Source organism: Zoogloea sp., assembly GCF_041914405.1.
GTDB lineage: Bacteria > Pseudomonadota > Gammaproteobacteria > Burkholderiales > Rhodocyclaceae > Zoogloea.
Map to the genome: position 1 here is coordinate 157,987 of NZ_JAYSDK010000006.1, position 24,304 is coordinate 182,290.

Consider the following 24,304-nt stretch of genomic DNA (forward strand, 5'->3'; position numbering starts at 1 on the left):
ATTTGCCCAGCCGGGCTTCAATATCGTGTTGAGGAGTCGATGATGGAAACCTTGATTTGCCGCATTCTGATGGTCACGGGTGTTCTGGTTGGCGTGCTTCTGGCCGGAGGCTACGGCATCCAGGCTGCGGTCCCCGCGCTGCTCGCGCTGATCGGGGTTGGCGTGCTACGCCAGGTTGCTCCGTCCCTCCCCTGGCGCATCGATCACAGTCGCCGCTACCGCTACCGGGTTAATTGATCTCGACGTGCAGCTTGCTGGCCCGGGCCTTCCGTTCGGCCTGGATCAGTTCAACGATATCCGTATTCCTACTCTTGCTGGCCCAACTTTCGGCGTTCTCGTTCTGATCGTTTTTCCAGTCGATGTTCGCACCAGCCTTCAATAGCGCGCGGACGACATCCTGGTGCCCGTTACGGGCCGCAAACATCAGTGGCGTCGTTTGATTCGGTGCCAGCACATTGGGGTTGGCACCCTTTTCGAGGAGCATGCTGACGATAGCCAGACGCCCTTCAAAAGCTGCATACAGCAAGGGATTCCAGCCCGGATGGTCGAAGGCGGCGCCAGCATCGAGCAACTCTTGGGCGATCCCGGTGAAACCCCGCAGACTGGCCAGCATCAACGCACTGTCACCGGCGCTGTTGCGGGCATTCAGCTTGAGGCCACGCTGCTTGAGCAGTTCGGCCACAACCTTGGGCTGCTCTTCGCGCGTCGCGAGAATCAGCAAAGTATTGCCGTTGGGGTCGCTCGAGTTCACGTCCATGCCCTGGCTGAGCAGCTGAGTCACTTCGGCGGCATCGCCGAGTTTGGCGGCATTGAAGAGATCGTCGAGTGAGGCCGCGTTGGCCGGGAGGCATAGCTGAATGCTGATCAGGCCAGCGCCCAGCAGCCGCAAGCTATGAAGCTTAAAGGTGGATTTCATGACGGGCGGGCGTCCTTGAAGAGCCGGAAGAAATTCTGGGTCGTCAGTTTGGCGATCTGTTCCAGGCTCTCGCCCCGGGCTTTGGCGACCGCCTCCGCGACATGACGGACATAGGCCGGCTGGTTGGTCTTGCCGCGGTACGGCATCGGCGCCAAGTAGGGCGAATCGGTTTCCACCAGCAAGCGATCGGCGGGCACGTAACGGGCTACGTCCCGTAGAGCTTCGGCGTTCTTGAAGCTGACGATGCCGGAAAAGGAAATATGGAAACCCAGATCAAGCGCCTGTTCAGCCACTTCGCGGGTTTCCGTGAAACAGTGCATCACGCCACCGGCCGCACCGGCGTCTTCCTCATGCATCAGTCGGATCGTATCGGCTGCCGAATCGCGAGTGTGGATGATCAGCGGTTTGTTGCTGCGGCGGGCCGCGCGGATGTGGGTGCGAAAACGCGCCCGTTGCCATTCAGGCGCATCCTTGTGCCAGTAGTAGTCGAGCCCGGTCTCGCCGATCGCCACCACCTTGGGATGGGTCGCCAGCGCCAGCAGGCGCTCTTCGTCGGGCTCCTCGCAATCGGCGTTGTCAGGATGCACGCCGACGGATGCGAACACATTGGTGTGCCGTTCGGCCAGAGCGAGGATGCCGGGCAAGGTTTCCAGCTTCACGCTGACGCAAAGGGCGTGGGTGACGCCATTGTCGGCCATTCTGGCCAGCACCCCGGCTTCGTCATCGATGAGGTCGGGGAAGTCGATATGGCAGTGGGAATCAACAAGCATTGCGAGACAACCGGAAGTAATAGCTGGCGGATCAGATCGTATGGGTGGGACGCGACGAACCCAGGTGCCCTGCCAGGATCTGCTCGATCCGGTTGCGTAGCACCTGCCCTGCCTCGTCCTCGCTGAACTTGACACCGATGCCCTGGGTCTTGTTCCCCTGGGCACCCGCCGGGGTCTGCCAGACCACTGTGCCCGCCACCGGATGCTTGGTCGGATCGTCCATGATCTGCAGCAACATGAAGATCTCGTCACCCAGCTTGTATTCGCGCGCCGTGGGTACAAAGATCCCGCCGTTCTTTATGAAAGGCATGTAGGCGGCGTACAGCGCCGACTTGGAGCTGATGTTAAGGGACAGGACGCTGGGTCGGGCCTGGGTTGGCCGCTTCACAGGATCATTCATCGGCGCACCGTCGCGGTCGCCTGGATGCACCGGGCGTACCGCAGAAGCATGTCTTCTAGAAATAGTCGTGCGTTGAGGGGATGTTGCGCCACTCGTCGCGACTGAGTGATTTCATTGTAACAGCCGAGGGCCGTATCGACGGACAGCCTGTCCGCAATGGCCTGCAAGGCGCTCAGGCGGGTCGGGAAGAAACGCACCGGTCCGCCCAGGCGTAGGCTTACGAGATCGGCAATCCAGCGCTGCAGCCAGCTGGTGAGCGTGGCCATGTCGAGCCCAGTGGACTGGGCATCCTTGCTTTTCAGCCAGCTGTCCCACTCACCGGCAAGGCGCAGGGGTGCCTTGGCAGGTACGGCGCTCACATCTGCTACGAAGCGTCGCAAGGCTGCCGCTCCGCCGCCCTCCGCCAGTTCAGAGGCCGCCAGTGGCATGCCCCCGGCGAATGCCAGCAGAACATCTGCATCGGCGACCTGCCGTTCGGCCAGCCAGCGGGCGGCCGTATCCGCCGGCGGACGGGCGAACGTCCACGTCTGGCAACGGCTGCGGATGGTTGGCAATAGGCGCTTCGGCGACGAGGAGATCAGCAGAAACTGTACGTTGGTAGTCGGCTCTTCCAGCAGCTTGAGCAGCGCATTGGCGGTGAAGACGTTCATCGCCTCGGCCGGATCAACGATAACCACCCGCTGACTGCCCCGGTGCCCGCCGGTGGTCAGGGCCTGCTGCAGCGCTCGGATCTGCTCGATGACAATTTGGCGGCTGGCCGCCTTGCCGCCTTCAGGCTTTTCGGCAGCGCCTTCGCCACGTTCTTCCTGATCGGCCTCCGGCACTACACGCAGCAGATCGGGGTGATTGCCGGCCAAGCGCCATAGGCAATCATCACAGAGCCCACAGGCATGTCCATCGGAACCGGGATTGGCGCAGAGCACGCGGGCCGCCAGCGCCTCCGCGAAAACGCGCTTGCCGCCGCCGGCCGGGCCGGCAAACAGTAGTGCATGGGGCATGCGCTCTGCCCGGTCCACGGCGCGCCGCCATAAGGGCATCTGCCATTCGAAGATCATTGGAAGCAGTTCCGCAGGACGATATCCGCCACCTCGGCCTGGATGACTTCCGGGGCGCGGCCGGCATCCACCACCTTCACGCGCCGCGGTGCTGCGGCGGCGCGCTTGAGATAAGCGTCCCGCACGCGGGCAAAGAAATCGGCCTGCTCCCGCTCGAAGCGGTCGGGCGCATTGCCGGTACCGGCAAGCCGTTGGGCAGCCACCTTCGGGTCAAGATCGAAGATGAGCGTGAGATCGGGCTGCAGGTGGGGATGCACCCACTGTTCCAGCGCCGTGAAACGGCCTTCATCCAGCCCGCGCCCGCCTACCTGGTAAGCGTAGGTCGCATCGGTGAAGCGGTCTGATACCACCCATTTGCCAGCCGCCAGTGCCGGCTCGATCCGCTGCGCCAGGTGTTCCCGGCGGGACGCGAACATCAGCAATGCCTCCGTTTCCAGATGCATCGGCTCATGCAGCACGATCTCGCGCAGTTTTTCGCCGAGCGGCGTACCGCCCGGCTCGCGAGTCTGCACGACTTCGATGCCACGGGATTCGATCAGGGCAACGGCAGCGGCAATCTGGCTGCTCTTACCGGCACCGTCGATGCCTTCAAAAGTAATGAAACGGGATTTCACGGGTTACGTTTCCGAATGTACTGGGCCACCGCCCGGTTGTGTTCGTCAAGGGTTCTCGAGAAGGCGCTTGATCCGTCGCCACGGGCGACAAAATACAGGTAGTCGGTCTGTGGCGGGTGGAGTGCCGCGCGCAGTGCGGCGACCCCGGGCATCGCGATCGGCGTCGGCGGCAGGCCCGGTCGCGTATAGGTGTTGTAGGGCGTGTCATTCTGCAGGTGCTGCTTGCGCAGGTTGCCGTCGAACTCCGTTCCAAGCCCGTAGATCACCGTGGGGTCAGTCTGCAGCAGCATCCCTGCCCGCAACCGGTTGACGAACACCGACGCGACCAGGGGCCGGTCCTTCGCTTGCCCGGTTTCCTTCTCGACGAGGGAGGCCATAATCAGCGCCTGATACGGGGTTTTGTACGGCAAACCGTCGGCCCGTTGCTCCCACTCCCGCTGCAAGACCTTTTGCTGATGCCGATAGGCCCGACGCAGGATGTCGAGGTCGCTGCTCCGCTTGGCGAACAGATAGGTATCCGGGAAGAACAGGCCTTCGGGGTGGCTCGCCGCCGCGCCGATTCGACGCAGGATTTCGGCGTCGTCAAGGCCGGCGCTGTCGTGGCGCAGATCCGCATGGCGATCCAGGGCCGCCCTGATCTGGCGGAAGCTCCAGCCTTCAATCAGCGGTAGTTCAGCCTGCGTGACGTCACCACGGGTGAGCTTGTCGAGCAGTCCCAGCGGCGTGACACCCGTCTCGACCTCGTAACTGCCGGCCTTGATCCCGTTGGCCTGCCGCGTCATTCTGGAAAGGAGAACAAGGGTGAAAGGTTCGACATCAATCCCCGCGTCGACCAACTGACGGGCGACCTGTTTCATCGGCGAGCCGGGTTCGATGGTGAAGTCGAGGGGGCTTTGGCGCAAAAGCACCGGCGTATGTGCGAACCATGCCAATATCCCGAGGGCACCGGCAGCGCACATCAGGACCAGGGTCATCAAGCGAAAAAACAGGCGCTTCATCAGGGAACTTGGCGCGTCGGGAACGAACGAATGGAGTGAAGAAAGGAGGATGTCCTGGCAGATTACGAGGGCTTGATTATTGCTTCGATAGCGCTGGCAACCCCCGTGCGGCAGCGTCTTATAATAGCGCAAACCGCTTTGAGACTCGTTTTTGCGACAGGACAAGACTGATGAACGCAACTTGGCAAAACTATCTGGGCGCGAAAGGCGCGAGTTTTTCGGACTTCTCCGTCAAGTTCCATGACGACGAACGGCGGGACGTCGCGCTGGCCGCCCAAGGTACCGTGGTGGTACCGCTGCAGCACCTGGGCGCGATTCGCGCCAGTGGCGAAGACGCCAGCGTGCTGCTCCACAACCTCTTCTCGAACGACGTGAAGAAGCTCGGCTCTAACGAGGCCCAATTCACCAGCTTCAACAGCCCGAAGGGCCGCATGCTGGCCAACCTCCTGCTGTGGCGGGAAGGCAACGACTACCTGCTGGCGCTGTCGGCGGACATCCATGCCGCGATACTGAAGAAGCTGTCCATGTACATCCTGCGCTCCAAGGTGCGCCTGATGGACGACAGTGGCGACAGCGTGCTGATCGGGCTGGCCGGGCCGCAGGCTGGCGCTGCCCTCGAAGCCGCCGGCTTGCACATTCCCGGTGCACCGCGCGCCACGGCCTCGGGCGTCGCCACCGTCGTCCGTCTGGATGGCGCCCGCTTCATCGTTTCGGCACCGCTTTCGGAGGCGGCCGGGCTATGGGAAAAATTCGTTGCCGCCGGTGCGGTGCCAGCCGGTTCAGCCGCCTGGCAGTGGATCGATATTGCCGAGGGCCTGCCTACCGTCACGCAGCCGGTCCAGGAGGAATTTGTCGCGCAGATGCTTAACTACGAGCTGATCGGCGGCGTGAGTTTCAACAAAGGCTGCTACCCGGGCCAGGAAATCGTCGCCCGCACCCATTACCTGGGCAAGCTCAAGAAGCGCATGTTCCGGGTGCATGCGGAGACCGAGACGGCGCCGCTTGCAGGTACGGACGTCTATTCGCCCGAGTTCGGTGAGCAGTCGGCTGGCAAAGTTGTCATCGCGGCGCCGGCACCGGAAAGCGGTTACGACGTACTGGTGGTACTGCAGACCTCCAGCGCCGAGTCCACCGAAGTGCACCTGGGCTCGCCTGCCGGGCCGACCGTCCAGTTCCTTCCACTGCCCTACGCGCTGCCCTGAGTCCACTCCTTGCTTCTGTCCCATTACTACATCTACTACCCGGTGCAGATCGGCCTCGAAGCCGATCTCGCCCGGGTTCTGCATCTGGTCCAGTCAGATATCTGCCGGGAAACCGGCATTGCCGGACGCTTCCTGCGCAAGGCCGACGATCCCTGGACTTGGATGGAGATCTACGAGAACGTCCGTGAGGCAGCAGCGTTCGAGCGCAGCCTCGAACAGGCCGTCGAACGCCATGCGCTGGCCCGCTTCATCGCTGACGACGGGCAGCGTCACATCGAGCGTTTCGTTCCATGTGCCTGATACTGCTGGCCTGGCGGGCTCATCCAGACCATCCGCTGGTTGTCGCGGCCAACCGGGATGAATTCTTTACACGCCCGGCGGCGCCGGCAGCCTGGTGGACGGCGTCGCCCTCCATATTTGCAGGACGCGATCTCGAAGCCGGCGGCACCTGGCTCGGCGTTTCCCGTGACGGACGCTTCGCCGGCCTGACCAACTTCCGCGATCCCCAGCGCCAGCGGGACGGTCGGCCGTCCCGCGGCCAACTGGTCACCGACTTTCTCGCCGGCAAGGAGAGCACAGAGGCAGCCCTCGAACGGCTGTGCCACGAGGGGCCGCGGTACAACGCCTTCAACCTGCTGGTTTCCGATGGCGAATCCCTGGGCATCTACGAGAGCGAGAGTGGCGCTGCACATATCCTGCAGCCCGGACTGTACGCACTTTCCAATCATCTTCTCGATACGCCATGGCCCAAGGTCGTGGCTGGCAAGTCCCGTCTCGACAAGGCTCTGGGCTCGCTGCCTGATATCGCGCCACTGGAAGAACTGCTGCGCGATGACCGCCCCGCCGCCGATGCCAGCCTGCCCCGCACAGGCGTAAGCCTGGCCTGGGAGCGCATGCTGTCAAGCGCCTTCATCCGCGCACCAGGCTACGGCACCCGCTGCTCGACGTTGATCCGCCAGGATCGTCACGATGCCGTACAGGTCGTCGAGATCACCTGGAACGACGTAGGCACCGAAACCAGCCGGCTCGCCGAGACCTTCCCGATCGCACGGGCCTAAGCCCCGCGCCTATAATTCGCCCCTTGTTTCCGCTGCAGCACCATTCCGCATGACTGCCTCACCCTCCTTCCGCGATCTCCTGCCCGCTTTCGACGCTCACGCCAAGGCCAAGCCCGGCCAGCGCCTGGACCTGCCGGCCTGTACCGGCTCCTCTGATGCGCTGGCGATCGCCCGTTTGGCGGGCGGCGGACGGATGCTGGTGGTGGTGACGGCCAACCCGCTGGATGCCCAGCGCCTCTCCGACGAGATCGCCTGGCTCGCCCCTGGTCTGCGCACCCACCTGCTACCGGACTGGGAAACCCTGCCCTACGACAGCTTCTCGCCGCACCAGGACCTGATCTCCGAGCGCCTGTCTACGCTCTACGCGATAAGCCGCGGCGAGGCCGACATCGCGCTGGTGCCGGCGTCCACCGCGCTCTACCGCCTGGCGCCGCCGGCCTTCCTCGCCGCCTACACCTTCTTCCTGAAGCAGGGCGAAAAGCTCGACGTGGAGCGCCTGCGCATGCAGATGACGGTGGCCGGCTACGCTCACGTCACCCAGGTCATGTCGCCTGGCGAATACAGCGTGCGCGGCGGTCTCGTTGATCTCTACCCGATGGGGGCCGCCCTGCCCTATCGCATCGACCTGTTCGACGAAGAAGTGGAGAGCATCAAGACCTTCGACCCGGACACCCAGCGCACGGTGTTCCCGGTGAAGGAAGTCCGCCTGCTGCCGGCCCGCGAGTTCCCGATGGACGAGACCGGCCGCACCCGCTTCCGCGGCCGCTTCCGCGAAGCCTTCGAGGGGGACCCGTCCCGCAGCCCGATCTACAAGGATGTCTCCCACGGCATCGCGCCGGCGGGCATCGAGTACTACCTGCCGCTGTTCTTCGACGAAACCGCGACCCTCTTCGACTACCTGCCCAGCAACGCGCCTGTACTGCTCCACCGCAACGTGCCAGGTGCCATCGAGGCTTTCTGGAAGGACGCCCGCAGCCGCCATCAGCTGCTCGGTGGCGACAAGACCCGGCCGATCCTGCCGCCGGAGCAGCTATTCCTGTCGGAAGAAGCCTTCTTCCTCGCACTCAAGGAACGCACCCGCCTGGCACTGCCGGAATCCGGCGGCGACGGGCCGACTCAAGCGTTGCCCGACGTGTCCGTGGAACGCAAGGCCAACGATCCGCTGCATCGCCTCAAGGCATTCACCGACGACTTCCCCGGCCGTGTGCTGATCCTCGCCGAATCGGCCGGTCGCCAGCAGACCATCGCCGAGTTCTTCGCCGAGTACGGCCTGAAGCCGGCGCCAACAGCGGATTTCGAGGCTTTTCTCGGCGGCGATGCGGGGCTTGCCCTCGGGACCGGGCCGCTGGCTGCTGGCTTCATCCTGCCGGAAGCGAAGCTGGCGGTCGTCACCGAATCGGAGCTCTACGCCGCCACCGCCCGCACCCGTACCCGCCGTGACAGCCGCAAAGCGGCTACTGTCGAAGGCTGGCTGCGCGACCTGTCCGAGCTGAAGGAAGGCGACCCGGTCGTCCATTCCAGCCATGGCATCGGCCGTTATATGGGGTTGATTCACATGGACCTCGGTGAAGGCCAGACCGAGTTCCTGCACCTGGAGTACGCCAACGGCGACAAGCTCTATGTGCCGGTGTCTCAGCTCCATGTGATTACCCGCTACGCCGGCGCTGACCCGGAAGCGGTCAGCCTGCACACCCTCGGCTCCGGCCAGTGGGAAAAGGCCAAGAAGAAGGCAGCCCAGCAGGTCCGCGACACCGCTGCCGAGCTGCTCGCGCTGTATGCCCAGCGGGCCGCTCGCAAGGGCCACAAGTTTGACTTCAAGCAGCACGACCTGGAGGCTTTTGCCGAAGGCTTCGGCTTCGAGGAGACGCCGGACCAGTTGGCCGCCATCGAGGCCGTCATCGCCGACATGAAGTCCGGCAAGCCAATGGATCGCCTCGTGTGCGGCGACGTGGGCTTCGGCAAGACTGAAGTCGCGTTACGCGCCGCCTTCATCGCGGTGGCCGACGGCAAGCAGGTGGTTGTGCTGTGCCCAACAACGCTGCTGGCCGAGCAACACTACCAGACCTTCGCCGACCGCTTCGCCGACTGGCCGATCAAGGTGGCCGAGCTGTCCCGCTTCAAGAGCGCCAAGGAACAGGCCGAAGCGCTGCAACTCCTCGGCGAGGGCAAGGTGGACATCCTCATCGGCACCCACCGCCTACTGCAGAAGGACGTCACCTTCAAGCGCCTGGGCCTCGTCATCATCGACGAAGAGCACCGTTTCGGTGTGCGCCAGAAGGAAGCCCTGAAAGCTCTGCGCAGCGAGGTGGACATCCTGACCCTCACCGCCACGCCGATCCCGCGCACGCTGGGCCTCGCGCTGGAGGGTCTGCGGGAGTTCTCGGTGATCGCCACCGCGCCGCAGAAACGCCTCGCCATCAAGACCTTTGTACAGCGCCACAGCAAGGGCATCGTCCGCGAGGCGGTGATCCGCGAGTTCAAGCGCGGCGGGCAGGTGTACTTCCTGCACAATGAGGTCGAGACCATCGAGAACATGCGCGAATCCCTCGAGGAGCTGCTGCCCGAGGCACGCATCGTGATCGGCCACGGCCAGTTGCCGGAGCGCGAGCTGGAGCGTGTGATGCGCGACTTCACGACGCAGAAGGCCAACCTTCTGCTGTGCACGACCATCATCGAGACCGGCATCAACATCCCGACCGCCAACACCATCATCATCAACCGGGCCGACCGCTTCGGCCTTGCTCAGTTGCACCAGCTGCGCGGCCGGGTCGGCCGTTCGCATCACCAGGCCTACGCCTACCTGCTCACCGACGCCCACGCCAAGCCGACCGCTCAGGCCCAGAAGCGGCTGGAGGCGATCACAATGATGGAAGAGCTGGGCTCCGGCTTCTACCTGGCGATGCAGGATCTGGAGATTCGCGGCGCCGGCGAAGTGCTCGGCGAGAACCAGTCCGGCGAGATGCAGCAGGTCGGCGTCAGCCTGTACACCGAGATGCTCAAGCGTGCGGTGCGCGACCTGCAGCAGGGCAAGGAGCCGGACCTCAGCCAGCCGCTGGAAGTGGTGTCGGAAATCAACCTGCACGCCCCGGCGCTGCTGCCCAACGACTACTGTAGCGACGTGCAGGAGCGCCTGACCCTCTACAAGCGCCTTGCCAACTGCGAGACGGAAGACGACCTGCAGGCCCTGCAGGAAGAGCTCATTGACCGCTTCGGCGAGATGCCGCCGCAGGCCCGCGCACTACTCGAAACCCACCGCCTGCGCATGCTGGTCAAACCCTTCGGTGTAGCCAAGCTCGACGCGTCCGAATCCCAGCTGTCGGTGCAATTCGACGCCAACGCACCGATCGACCCGACCAAGGTGATCATGCTGATGCAGAAGGACCGCAGCGTCCGCATGTCCGGCCCGGACAAGCTGCTGCGCAAGCTGTCGATGCCGGACATCAAGGCACGGGTCAAGGCCGCCCGTGATCTGCTGGAGGCCGTGAAGGCCTGATCGGCTACCCGATCAGTCCGGCTCCCGCTGGAGCATGGTGGTGAGTAGATCAAGTAGCATCTCGGGCTCCAGCGGCTTGTCGCAGATGCCCGATACGCCGGCCTCCTCCACGGCGGCCAGGCGACCGGCGTCCGATTCGCTGGTCACCATCAGGATTGGCACTGCCTGCTGCCAGCTACGCGTCCGCACGTATTCGACGAATTCCCGTCCGTCCATCTCCGGCATGTTGTAGTCGGTGACGATCAGGTCGACCATCGTGTCGGCCAGCTGCACCATCGCCTCCCGCCCGTTGTCCGCCTCGATGAAGTGCTGCAGGCCCAGGTTGGACAGGATGCGCCGGATGAATTTACGCGCGTTCGGGCTGTCATCCACCAGCAACACGCGCAACTCTTCAAGGTCAATCTCGTTCTCCAGGTCACGCCGGGTGCCGAGCAGATTGATCGTACGGCTGATCGCCTTGGCCAGTTGGGATGCGTTGAAGGGCTTTGGCAGGATGCCGCACAAGCCTGCCTGGCGCACGGGGTCCAGGGCTTGCGGGCGGGTTTCGCTGGAAATCAGGATGAAGGCCACGTCTTCCAGGCGCGGGTCGGTGCGCATCGCCGCCACCAGCTCGGTGCCGGGCAAGTCTGGCAGATAAAGGGCGCTAAGCACCACGTTCGGACGTTCCGCGCGCATCGCCTCCAGCGCCTCCGAGGCACTGCCAACCGTGCGTACGTGAGTCAGCCCGATTTCCTCGCATTCCCGCTGGATGATCTTGGCCTGCAGCGCCGAAGGCTCAACGAGCAGAAGCCGGGTGTTCTCGAAACGGGATGAGATGTTCGTCATTGTTCTTATGCCTAACCAGTGGATATCCCACTGTTAGCGAACAAAAATGAAAAAAATTGAGTGCGATCCGCCAAAGATGCGGAAAAACGGTGCGGAGATTGGTGGCGGGCAAAAAAAACCGGCCAGGGGGCGGCCGGATAAAAGCTGGGAGTCATCTACAGAACGACACCAGGACGAAATGACCGTCGAGGTGTCGCGCTGCAAAGTTTAGCTCTTTTGCATATTTATGCAAGTAAAATGCGCCATTGAAACCTCTCCCGCTTGGCGCGTCCCCATACCTTCGGCGCTTCCGAACGGCTCTTCGACTTTTCCCGTTTTGCGTCACGCATGGCGGCCGCTAACATTCCGCTGGAATTGGATGCAGCACCTGCCGCGTCACTCAAAGGAAACTCATGCCCGGGACATCCGTATCGCCCCCCTATCAGGCCGCCATTCAAGCCGTCGTAGAGCGCCACCGTGATCAAGCCGGTGCCCTGCTGCCGATCCTCCATGCAATACAGGACGATCTCGGATGGGTACCACCTGAAGCCATCCCCATCATCGCCGCCGCCTTGAACCAGAGCCGCGCCGAGATCCACGGGGTCGTCAGCTTCTATCACCACTTCCGGGCCAGCCCGCCCGGACGCCACGTGGTCCAGGTATGCCGCGCCGAGTCCTGCCAGGCGAAGGGTGGCGTGGCGCTGGAAGAGCACGCCAAGCGCAGCCTCGGCATCGACTGGCACCAGACCACGCCAGACGGCGCGGTGAGCCTTGAGCCAGTCTATTGCCTCGGCAACTGCGCCTGTTCGCCAGCCATCCGCGTCGGCGACGAGATCCTCGGCCGGGTCAGCTGCGCACGCTTCGACCGCGTCATCGAGGGGCTGCGCGAAGAGGTGCCGGCATGAGCATCCGCATCTTCGTTCCCATCGATTCCGGCGCGCTATCGGTCGGCGCTGAGGACGTGGCCCAGGCCATCGTCGCCGAGGCTACAGCCCGCGGCCTCGATATCGAAGTCGTCCGCAACGGCTCCCGTGGCCTGTACTGGCTGGAACCCCTCGTCGAAGTGGACAGCCACGCTGGCCGCCTGGCCTTCGGGCCAGTGACGCCGGAGGACGTGCCGGCCCTATTTGACGCCGGCTTTCACGAAGGCGGCATGCACCGCCTGGGCCACGGCCTGACGGAGCACATTCCCTTCCTCACTGGCCAGGAGCGCCAGACCTTTCGCCGCGTCGGCATCACCGATCCGCTGTCCCTCGCCGACTACGAAGCCCACGGCGGCTTCGAAGGCCTGCTGAAGGCGGTCGGCCTGGACGGCGCCGCGATCGTCAAGGAAGTCACCGACTCCGGTCTGCGCGGGCGCGGCGGTGCGGCCTTCCCGACCGGCATCAAGTGGAACACCGTGCTGCACGCCGCGGGGCCGGACAAATACGTGGTATGCAACGCCGACGAAGGCGACTCCGGCACCTTCTCCGACCGCATGCTGATGGAAGGCGACCCCTACTGCCTGATCGAAGGCATGACCATCGCCGGCCTGGCGGTGGGCGCGCGCCACGGCTACATCTACCTGCGCTCCGAATATCCACACGCCTTCCGTACCCTGCAGCAAGCCATCGCCAAAGCCCGCAACGCCGGCTGGCTGGGCAGCGACGTGGCCGGCTCGGGCCGCAGTTTCGAGCTGGAGGTGCGCCTCGGCGCCGGCGCCTATGTGTGCGGCGAGGAAACCGCGATGCTCGAAAGCCTGGAGGGCAAGCGCGGCATTGTGCGCTTCAAGCCGCCACTGCCGGCCATCCAGGGCCTGTTCGGCAAGCCGACGGTGATCAACAACGTGATGAGCCTCGCCGCGGTGCCGCTGATCCTCGCCCGTGGCGCCGCCTTCTACCGGGATTACGGTATGGGCCGCTCCCACGGCACGCTGCCCTTCCAGCTGGCCGGCAACCTGCGCCACCCGGGCCTCGTCGAAAAGGCCTTCGGAATCACGCTGCGCGAGCTGCTGCTCGACTACGGCGGCGGCTCGGCCAGCGGCCGTCCGATCCGTGCCGTGCAGGTCGGCGGCCCGCTGGGCGCCTACGTGCCGGAATCGCAGTTCGACGTTCCCCTCGACTATGAAGCCTATGCCGCGATGGGGGCGATGATCGGCCACGGCGGGCTGGTCGCCTTCGACGATACGGCCGACATGGCCCGGCTGGCCCGCTACGCGATGGAATTCTGTGCGACCGAGTCCTGCGGCAAATGCACGCCGTGCCGCATCGGCTCGACGCGCGGCGTGGAGGTCATCGACCGCATCATCGCCGACGAGAACAGGGACGCCAACCTGGCCCTCCTCGACAGCCTGTGCGACACCATGCTGAACGGCTCCCTGTGCGCGCTGGGTGGCATGGCCCCCTACCCCGTCAAATCCGCCCTCACCCATTTCCCGCAGGATTTCGGCATCGCGCCGGTCACTGCCGAGTAAGGAACACCCCCATGTCCCTGCCCCGCGAAACCGACTTCGGCACCCCTGCCCGCGAATCCGACACCCCGGTTAGCCTGCTCATCGACGGCCAGCCGGTCTGCGTGCCCGCCGGCACCAGCATCATGCGCGCAGCCGGCCAGTCCGGCTGCTCCATCCCCAAGCTGTGCGCCACCGACAGTCTGGAACCCTTCGGCTCCTGCCGCCTGTGCCTGGTCGAAGTCGAAGGCCGCAAAGGCTTCCCGGCCTCGTGCACGACCCCCGTGGAAGCCGGCATGGTCGTCCGCACCCAGACGCCCAAGCTGGCCGAGCTGCGCCGCAACGTGATGGAGCTCTACATCTCCGACCATCCGCTCGACTGCCTGACCTGTTCCGCCAACGGCAACTGCGAACTGCAGGACATGGCCGGCGTTGTCGGCCTGCGCGAGGTGCGCTACGGCTTCAAGGGCGAGAACCATTTCAGTGAGCCCTGCAAGGACGAATCCAACCCCTACTTCAGCTACGACCCGGCCAAGTGCATCGTCTGCAACCGCTGCGTGCGGGCCTGCGAGGAAACCCAGGGGACCTTCGCGCTGACCATCTCCGGCCGCGGCTTCGACTCCCGCGTGTCGCCGGGCCAGGACCAGGCCTTCATGGACTCGGAATGCGTGTCCTGCGGCGCCTGCGTGAATGCTTGCCCGACCGCCACGCTGATGGAGAAATCGGTGATCGAACTCGGCCAGGCCGAGCGCAGCGTCACCACCACCTGCGCCTACTGCGGCGTCGGCTGCTCCTTCAAGGCCGAGGTCAAGGGCAATCAGGTGGTGCGCATGGTGCCGGCCAAGGACGGCGGCGCCAACCAAGGCCACGCCTGCGTGAAGGGCCGCTTCGCCTGGGGTTACGCGACCCACGCCGACCGCATCACCACGCCGATGATCCGGCCCAGCATCGACGCGCCGTGGCAGAAGGTCAGCTGGGACGAGGCGCTGGCCTACGCCGCCGGCGAATTCAAGCGCATCCAGGCCAAATACGGCCGCGGCGCGGTGGGCGGCATCACGTCCAGCCGCTGTACCAATGAAGAGACCTACTTGGTCCAGAAGCTGGTGCGTACCGCCTTCGGCAACAACAACGTGGACACCTGCGCCCGCGTCTGCCATTCACCGACCGGCTACGGCCTCAAGCAGACCTTGGGCGAATCCGCCGGCACCCAGGACTTCGCGTCAGTGCTGAAGGCCGACGTGGTGATGGTGATCGGCGCCAACCCCACCGACGGCCATCCGGTATTCGGTTCGCTGCTCAAGAAGCGCATCCGCCAGGGTGCCCAGCTGATCGTCGTCGATCCGCGCGCCATCGACCTGGTGCGCACGCCCCACGTGGCCGCCGCCCATCACCTCAAGCTGCGCCCCGGCACCAACGTGGCGATGGTCAACGCGCTGGCCCACACCATCGTCACCGAAGGCCTGGTGGACGACGCCTACGTGGCCGAGCGCTGCGAACAGGAAGCCTTCGAAGCCTGGCGCGAGTTCGTGTCCCAGCCGGAGAACTCCCCGGAAGCGGCGGAGCCCATCACTGGCGTACCGGCAGCGGAGATCCGCGCCGCCGCCCGCCTGTACGCCCAGGCCGGCAACGGGGCGATCTACTACGGCCTCGGCGTCACCGAGCACAGCCAGGGCTCGACGACCGTGATGGGTATCGCCAACCTCGCGATGGCCACCGGCAACGTCGGCCGGCCCGGCGTCGGCGTCAATCCGCTGCGCGGCCAGAACAATGTGCAGGGCAGCTGCGACATGGGCTCCTTCCCGCACGAACTGCCCGGCTACCGCCACGTGTCGGATGCCACTACCCGCGCCCTCTTCGAGGACGCCTGGCAGGTCAGCATCGATCCGGAGCCCGGCCTGCGCATCCCCAACATGTTCAACGCGGCGCTGGATGGCAGCTTCAAGGGGATGTACATCCAGGGCGAGGACATCGTGCAGTCCGACCCCAACACCCAGCACGTGGAAGCCGCCATGGCGCAGATGGAATGCGTGGTGGTGCAGGATCTGTTCCTCAACGAAACCGCCAAGTGGGCCCACGTCTTCCTGCCCGGCTCCAGCTTCCTGGAAAAGGACGGCACCTTCACCAACGCCGAGCGACGCATCTCCCGCGTACGCAAGGTGATGCCGCCGCTGGCCGGCAAGGCGGACTGGGAAGCCACGCTGGCGCTGGCCGCGGCACTGGGCTACCCGATGCAGTACGGCCATCCATCCGAGATCATGGACGAGATCGCCCGCCTGACGCCGAGCTTCCATGGGGTGAGCTACGACCTGCTCGAACGGAAGGGCAGCATCCAGTGGCCATGCAACGAGGCCGCGCCCGACGGCACGCCGACGATGCACGTGGGCGGCTTCGTCCGCGGCAAGGGGCGCTTCATGCTGACCGCTTTCGTGCCGACCACCGAGAAGGTCACCCGGCGCTTCCCGCTGATCCTCACCACCGGCCGCATCCTTAGCCAGTACAACGTCGGCGCCCAGACCCGGCGCACCGCCAACGTGGCCTGGCACGACGAGGACCGGCTGGAGATCCATCCGGTGGACGCGGAAGACCGGGGCATCCGGGACGGCGACTGGGTCGGTATCGCCAGCCGGGCCGGCGAGACGGTGTTGCGCGCCAGGGTCACCGAGCGCATGCAGCCGGGGGTGGTCTATACCACCTTCCACTTCCCAGAGTCCGGCGCCAACGTGATCACCACCGACAACTCGGACTGGGCCACCAACTGCCCGGAATACAAGGTCACTGCGGTGCAGGTCAGCCTGTGCGCGCAGCCTTCCGACTGGCAGCAGCGCTTCGCCCGCCGCCGCGACGAACAGCTCGAACTACTGCGCCGCGCCACCTCCGCGACCGGCTGACGCACGCAAGCCGGCCACAAAAACCACGAGGCCCGCAGACCCCCTCCTTTCGGAAGGGTTCTGCGGGCCTCGCCACGCCACCGGCCAGAACCTGAGATCCGGCCGGGGTTCAGTTCAGGACTGAAGCGGCAGGACGCGGATTACTTGTCCTTGTGGTTGAAGTCCACGCGACGGTTCTCGGCGTAGCACTTCTCTTCGTGGCAGTCGGCGCGGGGCTTCTCGGAACCGAAGCTGACGGCTTCCAGGCGGGAGTCGGAAACACCCATCGTGACCAGCGCCTTGCGCACGGCTTCAGCACGCTTCTGGCCGAGGGCCAGGTTGTACTCGCGGCTGCCGCGTTCGTCGGCGTTGCCTTCGATGCTGATCACATCGCTGGCGTGGGCATTGGTGAAGGCGGCCTGGTTCTTGAGGACGTCGGCGTACTTGGCTTCGACATTGAACTTGTCGAAGGCGAAGTAAACGCTCTGCTTGGCGAGCTCAGCGCGCGCTTCGGCCATCTTACGGGCTTCGAGTTCAGCGGCGGACAGGCCCGGCGCAGCAACCGGAGCGGTCGCAGCCTTGGGTGCTTCAGCCGGTTGCTCGGTGGTGGCGGCGGTCTTCGGCGCATTCGACGAGCAGGCGGCCAGCACGGCGGCGCACAACACGGTCAACAGGGCGGACTTTTTCATGAACTACAGGCTCCTCTGGGGTGGGTGGGTTTCAAGGTCGCTGAATATAGTGAGGCGACGATGCTTGCGCAAGTTGGGGCCCCTACTTATCTGGGCAGACCGCGGAAAAATGCTGCTTTTCCACACGATATGGGCCGTTTGAGGCGGGGGGGTCGCAACATCGCGCCCACGCATGGTCGCTCAAGCCAGCTTTCAAAAAGCTGACAATACCCGCCATCCTTCATCGCACTTCAGATTTCTCATCCTTGAGTTGCGTGCCTTCCAGCCTCAGGATACCCAATGCCTTGAGGATGTATTTCTCGTAGATCGGCTCGGAGGTACCCGCTTTCACCTTGTGCAGAAAGTACTTCTCGAAGGCGACCTTGGCCAGATGGACCCACTTGCCCTTGCGGAACCAGTTGACGTTGCGCGGCGGGAGCTGCGGCAAGGCGACGAAGGCCGCGCCGCTGTCGCCCATGTCCGCGAGGCAGATCGCATTCCAGGTGCCCTTGGCCTTCGCCTCCTTCCCTTCCAGGTCGGCGGCGATGTTGTCGACAATGGCGGTCACCATCGTCTCGATCATGTAGCCGGTCTTCGGCGCACCGGTTGCCACCGGGGTCGCCTCCACCGGCGGAATGGCCACGCACACGCCCGCCGCAAAGATGTTGCGGTACGCCCGGCTACGCTGATGCTCATCGATCAACACAAAGCCGCGGGGATTACACAGCCCTTCCACGCCGGCCACTGCGTCCACACCCTTGAAGGCTGGCAGCATCATCGCGTAGCGGAACGGCAGCTCATGATCCCGTAGCGGATTGCCCAGGCCATCGAGCTCAGTCGTATGCAACAGACCCGGCTCCACCCGGCTCGTCCTCGCATTCGTCACCCACTTGATGTCGTGGTTGCGGAACTCACTTTCCAGCATGGATTTGGAGTCACCCACGCCACCCAGCCCCAGGTGGCCGATGTACGGCTCGCTGGTCACGAAGGTGATCGGCACCTTGTGGCGCAGCTTGCGACGGCGCAGGTCCGCATCGAGGATGAAGGCGAACTCGTAGGCCGGCCCGAAGCAGCTGGCGCCGGGCATCGCGCCGACGATCACCGGACCGGGATTGTGCAGGAAGTTCTGATAAGCCGCATGGGCCCGCTCGGCGTGGTCGGTCGTACAGATCGAATGGGTGTGTCCGTCCACTGGCCCGGCGCCCGGAACCTCCTCAAAGGCCAGCCGGGGGCCGGTGGTCAGCACGAGGTAGTCGTACTCAAGCGTGCTGCCATCGACCAGCTGCAGCGTGTTCTGCGCGGGCAGCACCGCGGCGGCGGCCTTCGCTACAAAAGCGATGCCCTTCTTCTCAAGGTGGGGACGCAGCGGCACAGTGATCGCGTCCCGCGTGCGTGTGCCCACCGCGACCCACGGGTTGGAGGGAACGAACTGGAAGTAGTCGCTCGCGTTGACGAGCGTAACTTCATGCCCTTTGCCCAGCCGGGCCTTCAGCTCATAAGCTGCGGGTACTCCACCGATGCCCGCACCGACGACAACGATCCTGACCATGTGTCTCCTCCTCGTGGGATGGGTTACAATTAAAATATTAGTATTTTCTAATATTAAACCCAAACCAAAAGCGAAAACTACGTTCACGCACTTCAGGCGCGAACGCCAGTCACGCAAGCCTTTGCGAGGAAATCATGAAATCAGCCCACGACCTGGTTGCTGCCGCCAAGCAGCGGATCACGGAAATCGAGATGAGCAAGGCCGACGCGGCCATCCGCGACGCCAACATCCTGCTGGATGTGCGCGAGCCCGACGAATACTCCGCCGGCCACATCCCCGGCGCCATCAACATCCCGCGCGGCATGCTGGAATTTCGCATGAGTTCGGCTCCAGAACTCACCGCCCGCGACCTGCAGATCATGCTGTACTGCAAGACCGGCGGACGTGCCGCACTGGCCGCCGCCACGCTGCTCGACATGGGCTACCTGAAGGTCGAATCGCTCGCAGGCGGCTTCGATTCCTGGGCCGCCGCCGGCCATCCGGTGGCGCGCCCCCAATTGCCTGATTTCGAATAAACGATGAAGTGGCCCGGCTGTACGGGCCACCTCCATCAGGCTGCCGCTGCGCAGCCGCGCCGGGCCAACGACACCTTCGAGCCGCAGGCCCGCCCGATTTCACCGCAGATCCACCAGGCGGTGTCCACCAGCGCATCAAGCTGGATGCCGGTCTCGATACCGAGGCCGTCGAGCATGTACACCACGTCCTCGGTCGCCACGTTGCCGGACGCGCCCACGGCGTACGGACAGCCGCCGAGGCCGGCGATCGAGGTGTCGAAGGTTGCTACGCCCGCCTCCAGCGACGCGTAGATGTTGGCCAGCGCCTGCCCGTAGGTGTCGTGGTAATGGCCGGCCAGCTTGTCCGTCGGCACCCGTCGGGCCACCGCGTCAAGCATGCGGCGCGTCTTGCCGGGCGTGCCGGTGCCGATGGTGTCACCGAGGCTGACTTCATAACAGCCCATCTCGTACAGCTTGGCCGCCACGTCGGCCACCGCCTCCGGTGCCACCTCGCCCTCGTAGGGGCAGCCCAGCACGCAGGACACGTAGCCGCGCACCCGCACATCGGCGGCGCGGGCCGCCTCCAGTACCGGCACGAAGCGCTCCAGCGATTCCGCAACCGAACAGTTGATATTCTTGCGGCTGAAGGATTCGGACGCCGCGGCGAACACCGCGACCTCCTCCACCCCTGCCGCCAGCGCCGCTTCGAAGCCCTTCAGGTTGGGCGTCAGCACCGGGTAGTCGACGCCTGGGAGGCGCACGATACGCGCCATCACCTCCGCGTTGTCGCCCATCTGCGGCACCCACTTGGGCGACACGAAGGCCGTTGCCTCGATGGCCTTGAGGCCGGCGGCTCCAAGGCGGGCGATCAGCTCGACCTTGGTGTCGGTACTGACGAGCTTCTTCTCGTTCTGCAGGCCGTCGCGAGGGCCGACTTCGACGATGCGTACGCGCTGGGGCAGGTTCATGGCTTCCTTTCTTCTTCAGGCTGTCGCGGCCTCATCGAGGCCGAGGGTCTGCTTCATTTTCTCGCGGATCTGGAATTTCTGGATCTTTCCGGTCACCGTCATCGGAAAACTGTCCACGAAGCAGATGTAGCGCGGGATCTTGTAATGGGCGATCTGCCCCTGGCAGAAGGCCCGCACATCCTCTTCCGTCAGGCGTTCCCCTTCCCGCACGATGATCCACGCGCACAGCTCCTCGCCGTACTTCTTGTCTGGCACGCCGACCACCTGCACGTCCAGCACCTTCGGGTGGCGGTACAGGAACTCCTCGATCTCCCGCGGGTAGATGTTCTCGCCGCCGCGGATCACCATGTCCTTGCTGCGGCCGACGATGTTGCAGAAGCCTTCGTCATCCAGCGTCGCGATGTCGCCGGTGTGCATCCAGCCGGCCTTGTCGATGGCTTCGGCGGTCTTCGCGTCGTCGCCCCAGTAGCCGAGCATCACCGAATAGCCGCGGGTGCATAGCTCACCGGGCGTGCCGCGGGGCAAGATGCGGCCGTCGCTGTCGACGATCTTCACCTCGCAATGGGGCTGCACGCGGCCAACCGTAGAAACGCGCCGCTCGATGCTATCGTCGGTGGCGCTCTGGAAGCTCACCGGCGAGGTCTCGGTCATGCCGTAGGCGATGGTCACCTGGCTCATGTGCATCCGCTCGATGACCCGCTTCATCACCTCGATCGGACACGGGCTGCCAGCCATGATGCCGGTGCGCAGACTGGACAGGTCGAAGCGCGCGAACTCAGGGTGATCGAGCTGGGCGATGAACATCGTCGGCACGCCGTAGCTGGCGGTGCACCTCTCTTCCGCAACCGTCTGCAATACCGCCAGCGGCTCGAAGGCCTCGGCCGGATAGACCATCGTCGCGCCGTGGGTCAGGCAGCCCAGGTTGCCCATCACCATGCCGAAGCAGTGGTACAGCGGCACCGGGATGCACACCCGGTCACCCGGCACCAGGCGGATCGCCTCGCCGACGAAATAGCCGTTGTTGAGGATGTTGTGGTGGGACAGCGTGGCGCCCTTGGGATTGCCGGTCGTCCCCGACGTGAACTGGATGTTGATCGGATCGTCGAACTGCAGGCGCTCGCCCAGTTCTTCCAGCTCGGCCAGCTCGTCGCGGCTCGGCGGCGTGCACAGGCTGTCGAAGTTGAGCATGCCCGGCGTGTGCTCGGCACCCAGGCGGACGACGATCTCCAGGCTCGGCAGCTTGTGGGCGCGCAGCAGGCCCGGTTCGCAATGGCCCAGTTCCGGGGCCAGATCGGCCAGCATCTCCAGGTAGTCGCTGCTCTTGAAGGACGGCGACAGAATCAGCGCGCGGCAGCCGACCTTGTTCAGCGCGTACTCCAGCTCGCTGCGCCGGTAGGCCGGGTTGATGTTCACCAGCACCAGGCCCGCTTTGGCGGTGGCGAACTGGGTCAGGGCCCATTCCATATTGTTCTGGGACCAGATGCCGATCCGCTCCCCTGGCTGCAGGCCCAGGCGACGCAGGCCGCAGGCCAGCGCATCGACTTTGAGGCGCAGCTCCGCATAGCTGAGGCGCACATTCTGGTGGCGCACTACCAGCGCCTCCCGCTCCGCATGCTGCGCGCAGGCGGCGTCAAAATGGCGGCCAACTGTCTGGCCGATCAGGGGTTTGTTCGATGCTCCGTGGACGTAGCTCAGCGCGTTCATGGGTCTCCTCACATCTTGGTTGTGGATTGCTGCGTTCCGCTCCCGTCTGTGCGGGCTGGCGGATTGAAACCGTTACGGGCGCACGAACGCGCCCAAGGGGAATGATGCCCAGCAGGCGGGGGCAATCGACGCAGCCCCTCGCCGTATTGCCTTACTCTGTAGCCGCCTCGAACTCCACCAGCTCGGCACCGTCGCCAACCTGGTCGCCAATGGCAAATCGGAAGGCTTTGACGAGGCCGGCGGACGGCGCGGTGATGGTGTGCTCCATCTTCATCGCCTCGAGGATCAGCAGCGGCGCGCCCTTGGCCACCGTGGCGCCGGCCTCGGCCAGCAGCGCGATGACCTTGCCGGGCATTGGCGCCAGCAAGCCGCCTTCGGCACCGCCGCCTTCGCCGCTGTGGTGCAGCGGGTCTACCGCAGCAAACTGCCAGGTGTGGCCGTGCCCGAAAACATGGCGGCGCTCGCCGGCCACCACTACCGTCGCGGTGGTGCGCAGGCCGTCGAACTCGGCCCGCAGCAGGCCGCGCGGGTTGAGGCTGCCGCTCACCGTGCTCGTCACGTCATCCAGCGTCACGTCGAAACGCTCGCCATGGGCCGCGACACGCAGGGTTTTCTGCACCTCACCGAAGCGGAACATCAGGTTGCGGGCCGCCGGCGCGTTCATGCGCCAACCGTCGCGCTGGTGCCACGGCGACGCCGGCTCGGGATGCCGCGTCGCCATGGCCGCGGCACGCTGGCGTTCGCGCAGCAACTCGGCCAACGCCACGGCCAGCCAGGCTTCGCGGGTCGGCTGCTGCTGGGCCGGGAAGAGATAGTCCTTCTCGCGCTCGATCAGGCCGGTGTCCAGGTCCGCGTTGGCGAAGGCCGGGCAGGCTGTCAGGCGGGACAGGAACTCGATGTTGTTGGCGACACCGACGACCCGGTATTCGGCCAGCGCTTGCAGCATGCGCGCCAGCGCCCGGTCACGGTTCACGTCCCAGACGATCAGCTTGGCGATCATCGGGTCGTAGAAGGGCGAAATCTCGTCGCCCTCCTCCACGCCGGTATCCACGCGCACATGCATGCCCTCTTCTGGCGGCGCCAGATGCAGCAGCTTGCCGGTGGAAGGCAGGAAGCCCTTGGACGGATCTTCCGCGTAGATGCGTGCCTCCAGCGCATGGCCGTTGATCGCCAGCTGCTCCTGGGCCAACGGCAAGGGCTCGCCGGACGCCACGCGGAGCTGCCACTCGACAAGATCGAGGCCGGTGATCATCTCGGTCACCGGATGCTCCACCTGCAGGCGGGAGTTCATCTCCATGAAGTAGAAGGTGCCGTCCTGGTTTGCGATGAATTCCACGGTGCCGGCGCCCACGTAACCGACCGCCCGCGCCGCATCGACCGCGGCCTTGCCCATTGCCGCCCGGCGCTCCGGCGGCATACCCGGCGCCGGCGCCTCTTCGAGCACCTTCTGGTGGCGACGCTGCACGGAGCAGTCCCGCTCGAACAGATAGACGTAGTTGCCCAGCGTGTCCCCGAAGACCTGGATCTCGATGTGGCGGGGCCGAGTCAGGTATTTCTCGACCAGCACGTGGTCGCTGCCGAAGCTGGACGCCGCCTCCCGCTTGCAGGACGCCAACGCGTCGAGGAAGTCCTCACTGCGCTCCACCAGCCGCATGCCCTTGCCGCCACCGCCGGCTGCGGCCTTGATCAGCACCGGGTAGCCGATGGCGTCCGCCTGTACGTTGAGGAAACCTGGCTCCTGATTGTCACCGTGGTAGCCGGGGGTCAGCGGCACCTGGGCCTTTTCCATCAGCTTCTTGGCTTCCGACTTGGAGCCCATCGCACGGATCGCCGACACTGGTGGCCCGATGAAGACGATGCCGGCCTGCTCGCAGGCATGGCAGAAGTCCTCGTTCTCCGACAGGAAACCGTAGCCCGGATGGATCGCCTGGGCGCCGGTCTGCTTGGCAGCGTCGATGATCCGCTCGATGACCAGATAGCTCTCCCGCGCCGCCGCCGGCCCGATCAGCACCGCCTCGTCGGCCAGGCGCACATGGCGCGCGCCCGCATCCGCCTCGGAATACACCGCCACCGTCTTGATGCCGAGCCGCCGCGCCGTCTTGATGACGCGGCAGGCGATTTCACCGCGATTCGCGATGAGGATCTTGTTGAACATGTTGTCTCCCGGTTATGGGTTTGGGGGCGAACAAACTGCGTACCGCTCACTTATTGGGGGCCTACCTTGTGGGGGGGGGGGGGGTGGGACCCCCCCCCCACACCCCCCAACGCCCGCCCCCCCACAGAGACCCACCCACACACACCCCCCCCCCCCCCCCC

Annotated in this window: 21 protein-coding genes; 9 read left to right on the forward strand and 12 right to left on the reverse strand. The window is 65.0% G+C overall.

The features are described from left to right. Positions 1-42 precede the first annotated feature (42 nt). Complete coding sequence (locus ACE3RX_RS05715; protein ID WP_374481224.1) at positions 43-237, forward strand: hypothetical protein; 195 nt, start codon at positions 43-45, stop codon at positions 235-237. On the opposite strand, the gene ACE3RX_RS05720 is transcribed toward ACE3RX_RS05715, so the two are convergent. From ACE3RX_RS05720 to mltG, 6 genes are read right to left on the reverse strand one after another with little or no spacing between them, the layout of a single operon-like run. Continuing rightward, on the reverse strand, positions 230-889 hold the full coding sequence (locus ACE3RX_RS05720; RefSeq protein WP_374481226.1) for an ankyrin repeat domain-containing protein: 660 nt from the start codon (positions 887-889) through the stop codon (positions 230-232). The genes ACE3RX_RS05715 and ACE3RX_RS05720 overlap by 8 nt on opposite strands. Before the next feature lie 23 nt (positions 890-912). Then, complete coding sequence (locus tag ACE3RX_RS05725) at positions 913-1,686, reverse strand: TatD family hydrolase (RefSeq protein ID WP_374481228.1); 774 nt, start codon at positions 1,684-1,686, stop codon at positions 913-915. A gap of 31 nt (positions 1,687-1,717) precedes the next feature. Further along, a complete protein-coding gene (locus tag ACE3RX_RS05730) occupies positions 1,718-2,086 on the reverse strand; it encodes a PilZ domain-containing protein (protein WP_374481230.1) in 369 nt (122 codons plus the stop codon). Then, positions 2,083-3,141 carry a DNA polymerase III subunit delta' gene (gene holB, locus ACE3RX_RS05735; protein ID WP_374481232.1) on the reverse strand — a complete coding sequence of 353 codons (1,059 nt, stop codon included), beginning with the start codon at positions 3,139-3,141 and terminating at the stop codon, positions 2,083-2,085. Before holB ends, ACE3RX_RS05730 begins: the two co-directional genes overlap by 4 nt. Beyond that, entirely contained in the window at positions 3,138-3,755 is a 618-nt protein-coding gene (tmk, locus tag ACE3RX_RS05740) for a dTMP kinase (RefSeq protein ID WP_374481234.1), read from the reverse strand. The genes holB and tmk overlap by 4 nt, the downstream gene beginning before the upstream one ends. After that, positions 3,752-4,753 (reverse strand): endolytic transglycosylase MltG, encoded by a 1,002-nt coding sequence (gene mltG, locus ACE3RX_RS05745; RefSeq protein WP_374481236.1) that lies wholly within the window; start codon positions 4,751-4,753, stop codon positions 3,752-3,754. The genes tmk and mltG overlap by 4 nt, the downstream gene beginning before the upstream one ends. A 170-nt stretch (positions 4,754-4,923) precedes the next feature. Here mltG and ACE3RX_RS05750 point away from each other — a divergent pair, with 170 nt between their 5' ends. Genes ACE3RX_RS05750 through mfd form a run of 4 tightly spaced genes read left to right on the forward strand, consistent with a single transcriptional unit; the run spans position 4,924 to position 10,506 of the window. Then, complete coding sequence (locus tag ACE3RX_RS05750; RefSeq protein ID WP_374481238.1) at positions 4,924-5,955, forward strand: folate-binding protein YgfZ; 1,032 nt, start codon at positions 4,924-4,926, stop codon at positions 5,953-5,955. A 9-nt stretch (positions 5,956-5,964) separates the two neighbouring features. Continuing rightward, positions 5,965-6,255 (forward strand): DUF4936 family protein, encoded by a 291-nt coding sequence (locus tag ACE3RX_RS05755; RefSeq protein ID WP_374481240.1) that lies wholly within the window; start codon positions 5,965-5,967, stop codon positions 6,253-6,255. Further along, positions 6,246-7,013, forward strand: a complete 768-nt coding sequence (locus ACE3RX_RS05760; RefSeq protein WP_374481242.1) for an NRDE family protein — start codon at positions 6,246-6,248, stop codon at positions 7,011-7,013. The genes ACE3RX_RS05755 and ACE3RX_RS05760 overlap by 10 nt, the downstream gene beginning before the upstream one ends. 49 nt (positions 7,014-7,062) lie before the next feature. Further along, positions 7,063-10,506, forward strand: a complete 3,444-nt coding sequence (gene mfd / locus ACE3RX_RS05765; protein ID WP_374481244.1) for a transcription-repair coupling factor — start codon at positions 7,063-7,065, stop codon at positions 10,504-10,506. 12 nt (positions 10,507-10,518) lie between these two features. Here the strand turns inward: mfd and ACE3RX_RS05770 are convergent, their stop codons facing one another. Continuing rightward, positions 10,519-11,331, reverse strand: coding sequence for a response regulator (locus ACE3RX_RS05770; RefSeq protein ID WP_374481246.1), 813 nt, complete (start codon positions 11,329-11,331; stop codon positions 10,519-10,521). Positions 11,332-11,723: 392 nt separating this feature from the next. Here ACE3RX_RS05770 and ACE3RX_RS05775 point away from each other — a divergent pair, with 392 nt between their 5' ends. The 3 genes from ACE3RX_RS05775 to fdhF are packed head-to-tail and all read left to right on the forward strand — an operon-like array spanning position 11,724 to position 16,626. Continuing rightward, the gene (locus ACE3RX_RS05775) at positions 11,724-12,215 is read left to right on the forward strand and encodes a formate dehydrogenase subunit gamma (RefSeq protein ID WP_374481249.1); all 492 of its coding nucleotides are present in this window, start codon (positions 11,724-11,726) and stop codon (positions 12,213-12,215) included. Then, the gene (locus ACE3RX_RS05780) at positions 12,212-13,762 is read left to right on the forward strand and encodes a formate dehydrogenase beta subunit (RefSeq protein WP_374481251.1); all 1,551 of its coding nucleotides are present in this window, start codon (positions 12,212-12,214) and stop codon (positions 13,760-13,762) included. Before ACE3RX_RS05775 ends, ACE3RX_RS05780 begins: the two co-directional genes overlap by 4 nt. Before the next feature lie 11 nt (positions 13,763-13,773). Continuing rightward, positions 13,774-16,626, forward strand: a complete 2,853-nt coding sequence (gene fdhF, locus ACE3RX_RS05785) for a formate dehydrogenase subunit alpha (protein ID WP_374481253.1) — start codon at positions 13,774-13,776, stop codon at positions 16,624-16,626. A 140-nt stretch (positions 16,627-16,766) separates the two neighbouring features. Here the strand turns inward: fdhF and pal are convergent, their stop codons facing one another. Together pal and ACE3RX_RS05795 are read right to left on the reverse strand one after the other, a co-directional pair. Next, on the reverse strand, positions 16,767-17,294 hold the full coding sequence (pal, locus tag ACE3RX_RS05790; protein WP_374481255.1) for a peptidoglycan-associated lipoprotein Pal: 528 nt from the start codon (positions 17,292-17,294) through the stop codon (positions 16,767-16,769). Between the two features lie 220 nt (positions 17,295-17,514). After that, positions 17,515-18,822, reverse strand: a complete 1,308-nt coding sequence (locus ACE3RX_RS05795) for an NAD(P)/FAD-dependent oxidoreductase (RefSeq protein WP_374481257.1) — start codon at positions 18,820-18,822, stop codon at positions 17,515-17,517. A 134-nt stretch (positions 18,823-18,956) separates the two neighbouring features. Between ACE3RX_RS05795 and ACE3RX_RS05800 the strand changes: the two genes are divergently transcribed. Then, the gene (locus tag ACE3RX_RS05800; protein WP_374481259.1) at positions 18,957-19,337 is read left to right on the forward strand and encodes a rhodanese-like domain-containing protein; all 381 of its coding nucleotides are present in this window, start codon (positions 18,957-18,959) and stop codon (positions 19,335-19,337) included. Between the two features lie 35 nt (positions 19,338-19,372). On the opposite strand, the gene ACE3RX_RS05805 is transcribed toward ACE3RX_RS05800, so the two are convergent. The 3 genes from ACE3RX_RS05805 to ACE3RX_RS05815 form a co-directional block, all read right to left on the reverse strand. After that, positions 19,373-20,284 carry a hydroxymethylglutaryl-CoA lyase gene (locus tag ACE3RX_RS05805; RefSeq protein ID WP_374481261.1) on the reverse strand — a complete coding sequence of 304 codons (912 nt, stop codon included), beginning with the start codon at positions 20,282-20,284 and terminating at the stop codon, positions 19,373-19,375. Between the two features lie 15 nt (positions 20,285-20,299). After that, positions 20,300-21,988: an AMP-binding protein gene (locus tag ACE3RX_RS05810; protein WP_374481263.1), complete on the reverse strand. Its 1,689-nt coding sequence runs from the start codon at positions 21,986-21,988 to the stop codon at positions 20,300-20,302. A gap of 151 nt (positions 21,989-22,139) precedes the next feature. After that, a complete protein-coding gene (locus ACE3RX_RS05815) occupies positions 22,140-24,143 on the reverse strand; it encodes an acetyl-CoA carboxylase biotin carboxylase subunit (RefSeq protein ID WP_374481265.1) in 2,004 nt (667 codons plus the stop codon). Positions 24,144-24,304 lie beyond the last annotated feature (161 nt).

What these genes read in the sequence shown, in the direction of transcription:
- ACE3RX_RS05715 (WP_374481224.1), top strand. Translation starts at nt 43, where the DNA reads ATGGAAACCTTGATTTGCCGCATTCTGATGGTCACGGGTGTTCTGGTT.
- ACE3RX_RS05725 (WP_374481228.1), bottom strand. Translation starts at nt 1,686, where the DNA reads ATGCTTGTTGATTCCCACTGCCATATCGACTTCCCCGACCTCATCGAT.
- ACE3RX_RS05730 (WP_374481230.1), bottom strand. Translation starts at nt 2,086, where the DNA reads ATGAATGATCCTGTGAAGCGGCCAACCCAGGCCCGACCCAGCGTCCTG.
- holB (WP_374481232.1), bottom strand. Translation starts at nt 3,141, where the DNA reads ATGATCTTCGAATGGCAGATGCCCTTATGGCGGCGCGCCGTGGACCGG.
- mltG (WP_374481236.1), bottom strand. Translation starts at nt 4,753, where the DNA reads ATGAAGCGCCTGTTTTTTCGCTTGATGACCCTGGTCCTGATGTGCGCT.
- ACE3RX_RS05750 (WP_374481238.1), top strand. Translation starts at nt 4,924, where the DNA reads ATGAACGCAACTTGGCAAAACTATCTGGGCGCGAAAGGCGCGAGTTTT.
- ACE3RX_RS05760 (WP_374481242.1), top strand. Translation starts at nt 6,246, where the DNA reads ATGTGCCTGATACTGCTGGCCTGGCGGGCTCATCCAGACCATCCGCTG.
- mfd (WP_374481244.1), top strand. Translation starts at nt 7,063, where the DNA reads ATGACTGCCTCACCCTCCTTCCGCGATCTCCTGCCCGCTTTCGACGCT.
- ACE3RX_RS05770 (WP_374481246.1), bottom strand. Translation starts at nt 11,331, where the DNA reads ATGACGAACATCTCATCCCGTTTCGAGAACACCCGGCTTCTGCTCGTT.
- ACE3RX_RS05775 (WP_374481249.1), top strand. Translation starts at nt 11,724, where the DNA reads ATGCCCGGGACATCCGTATCGCCCCCCTATCAGGCCGCCATTCAAGCC.
- ACE3RX_RS05780 (WP_374481251.1), top strand. Translation starts at nt 12,212, where the DNA reads ATGAGCATCCGCATCTTCGTTCCCATCGATTCCGGCGCGCTATCGGTC.
- fdhF (WP_374481253.1), top strand. Translation starts at nt 13,774, where the DNA reads ATGTCCCTGCCCCGCGAAACCGACTTCGGCACCCCTGCCCGCGAATCC.
- pal (WP_374481255.1), bottom strand. Translation starts at nt 17,294, where the DNA reads ATGAAAAAGTCCGCCCTGTTGACCGTGTTGTGCGCCGCCGTGCTGGCC.
- ACE3RX_RS05795 (WP_374481257.1), bottom strand. Translation starts at nt 18,822, where the DNA reads ATGGTCAGGATCGTTGTCGTCGGTGCGGGCATCGGTGGAGTACCCGCA.
- ACE3RX_RS05800 (WP_374481259.1), top strand. Translation starts at nt 18,957, where the DNA reads ATGAAATCAGCCCACGACCTGGTTGCTGCCGCCAAGCAGCGGATCACG.
- ACE3RX_RS05805 (WP_374481261.1), bottom strand. Translation starts at nt 20,284, where the DNA reads ATGAACCTGCCCCAGCGCGTACGCATCGTCGAAGTCGGCCCTCGCGAC.
- ACE3RX_RS05810 (WP_374481263.1), bottom strand. Translation starts at nt 21,988, where the DNA reads ATGAACGCGCTGAGCTACGTCCACGGAGCATCGAACAAACCCCTGATC.
- ACE3RX_RS05815 (WP_374481265.1), bottom strand. Translation starts at nt 24,143, where the DNA reads ATGTTCAACAAGATCCTCATCGCGAATCGCGGTGAAATCGCCTGCCGC.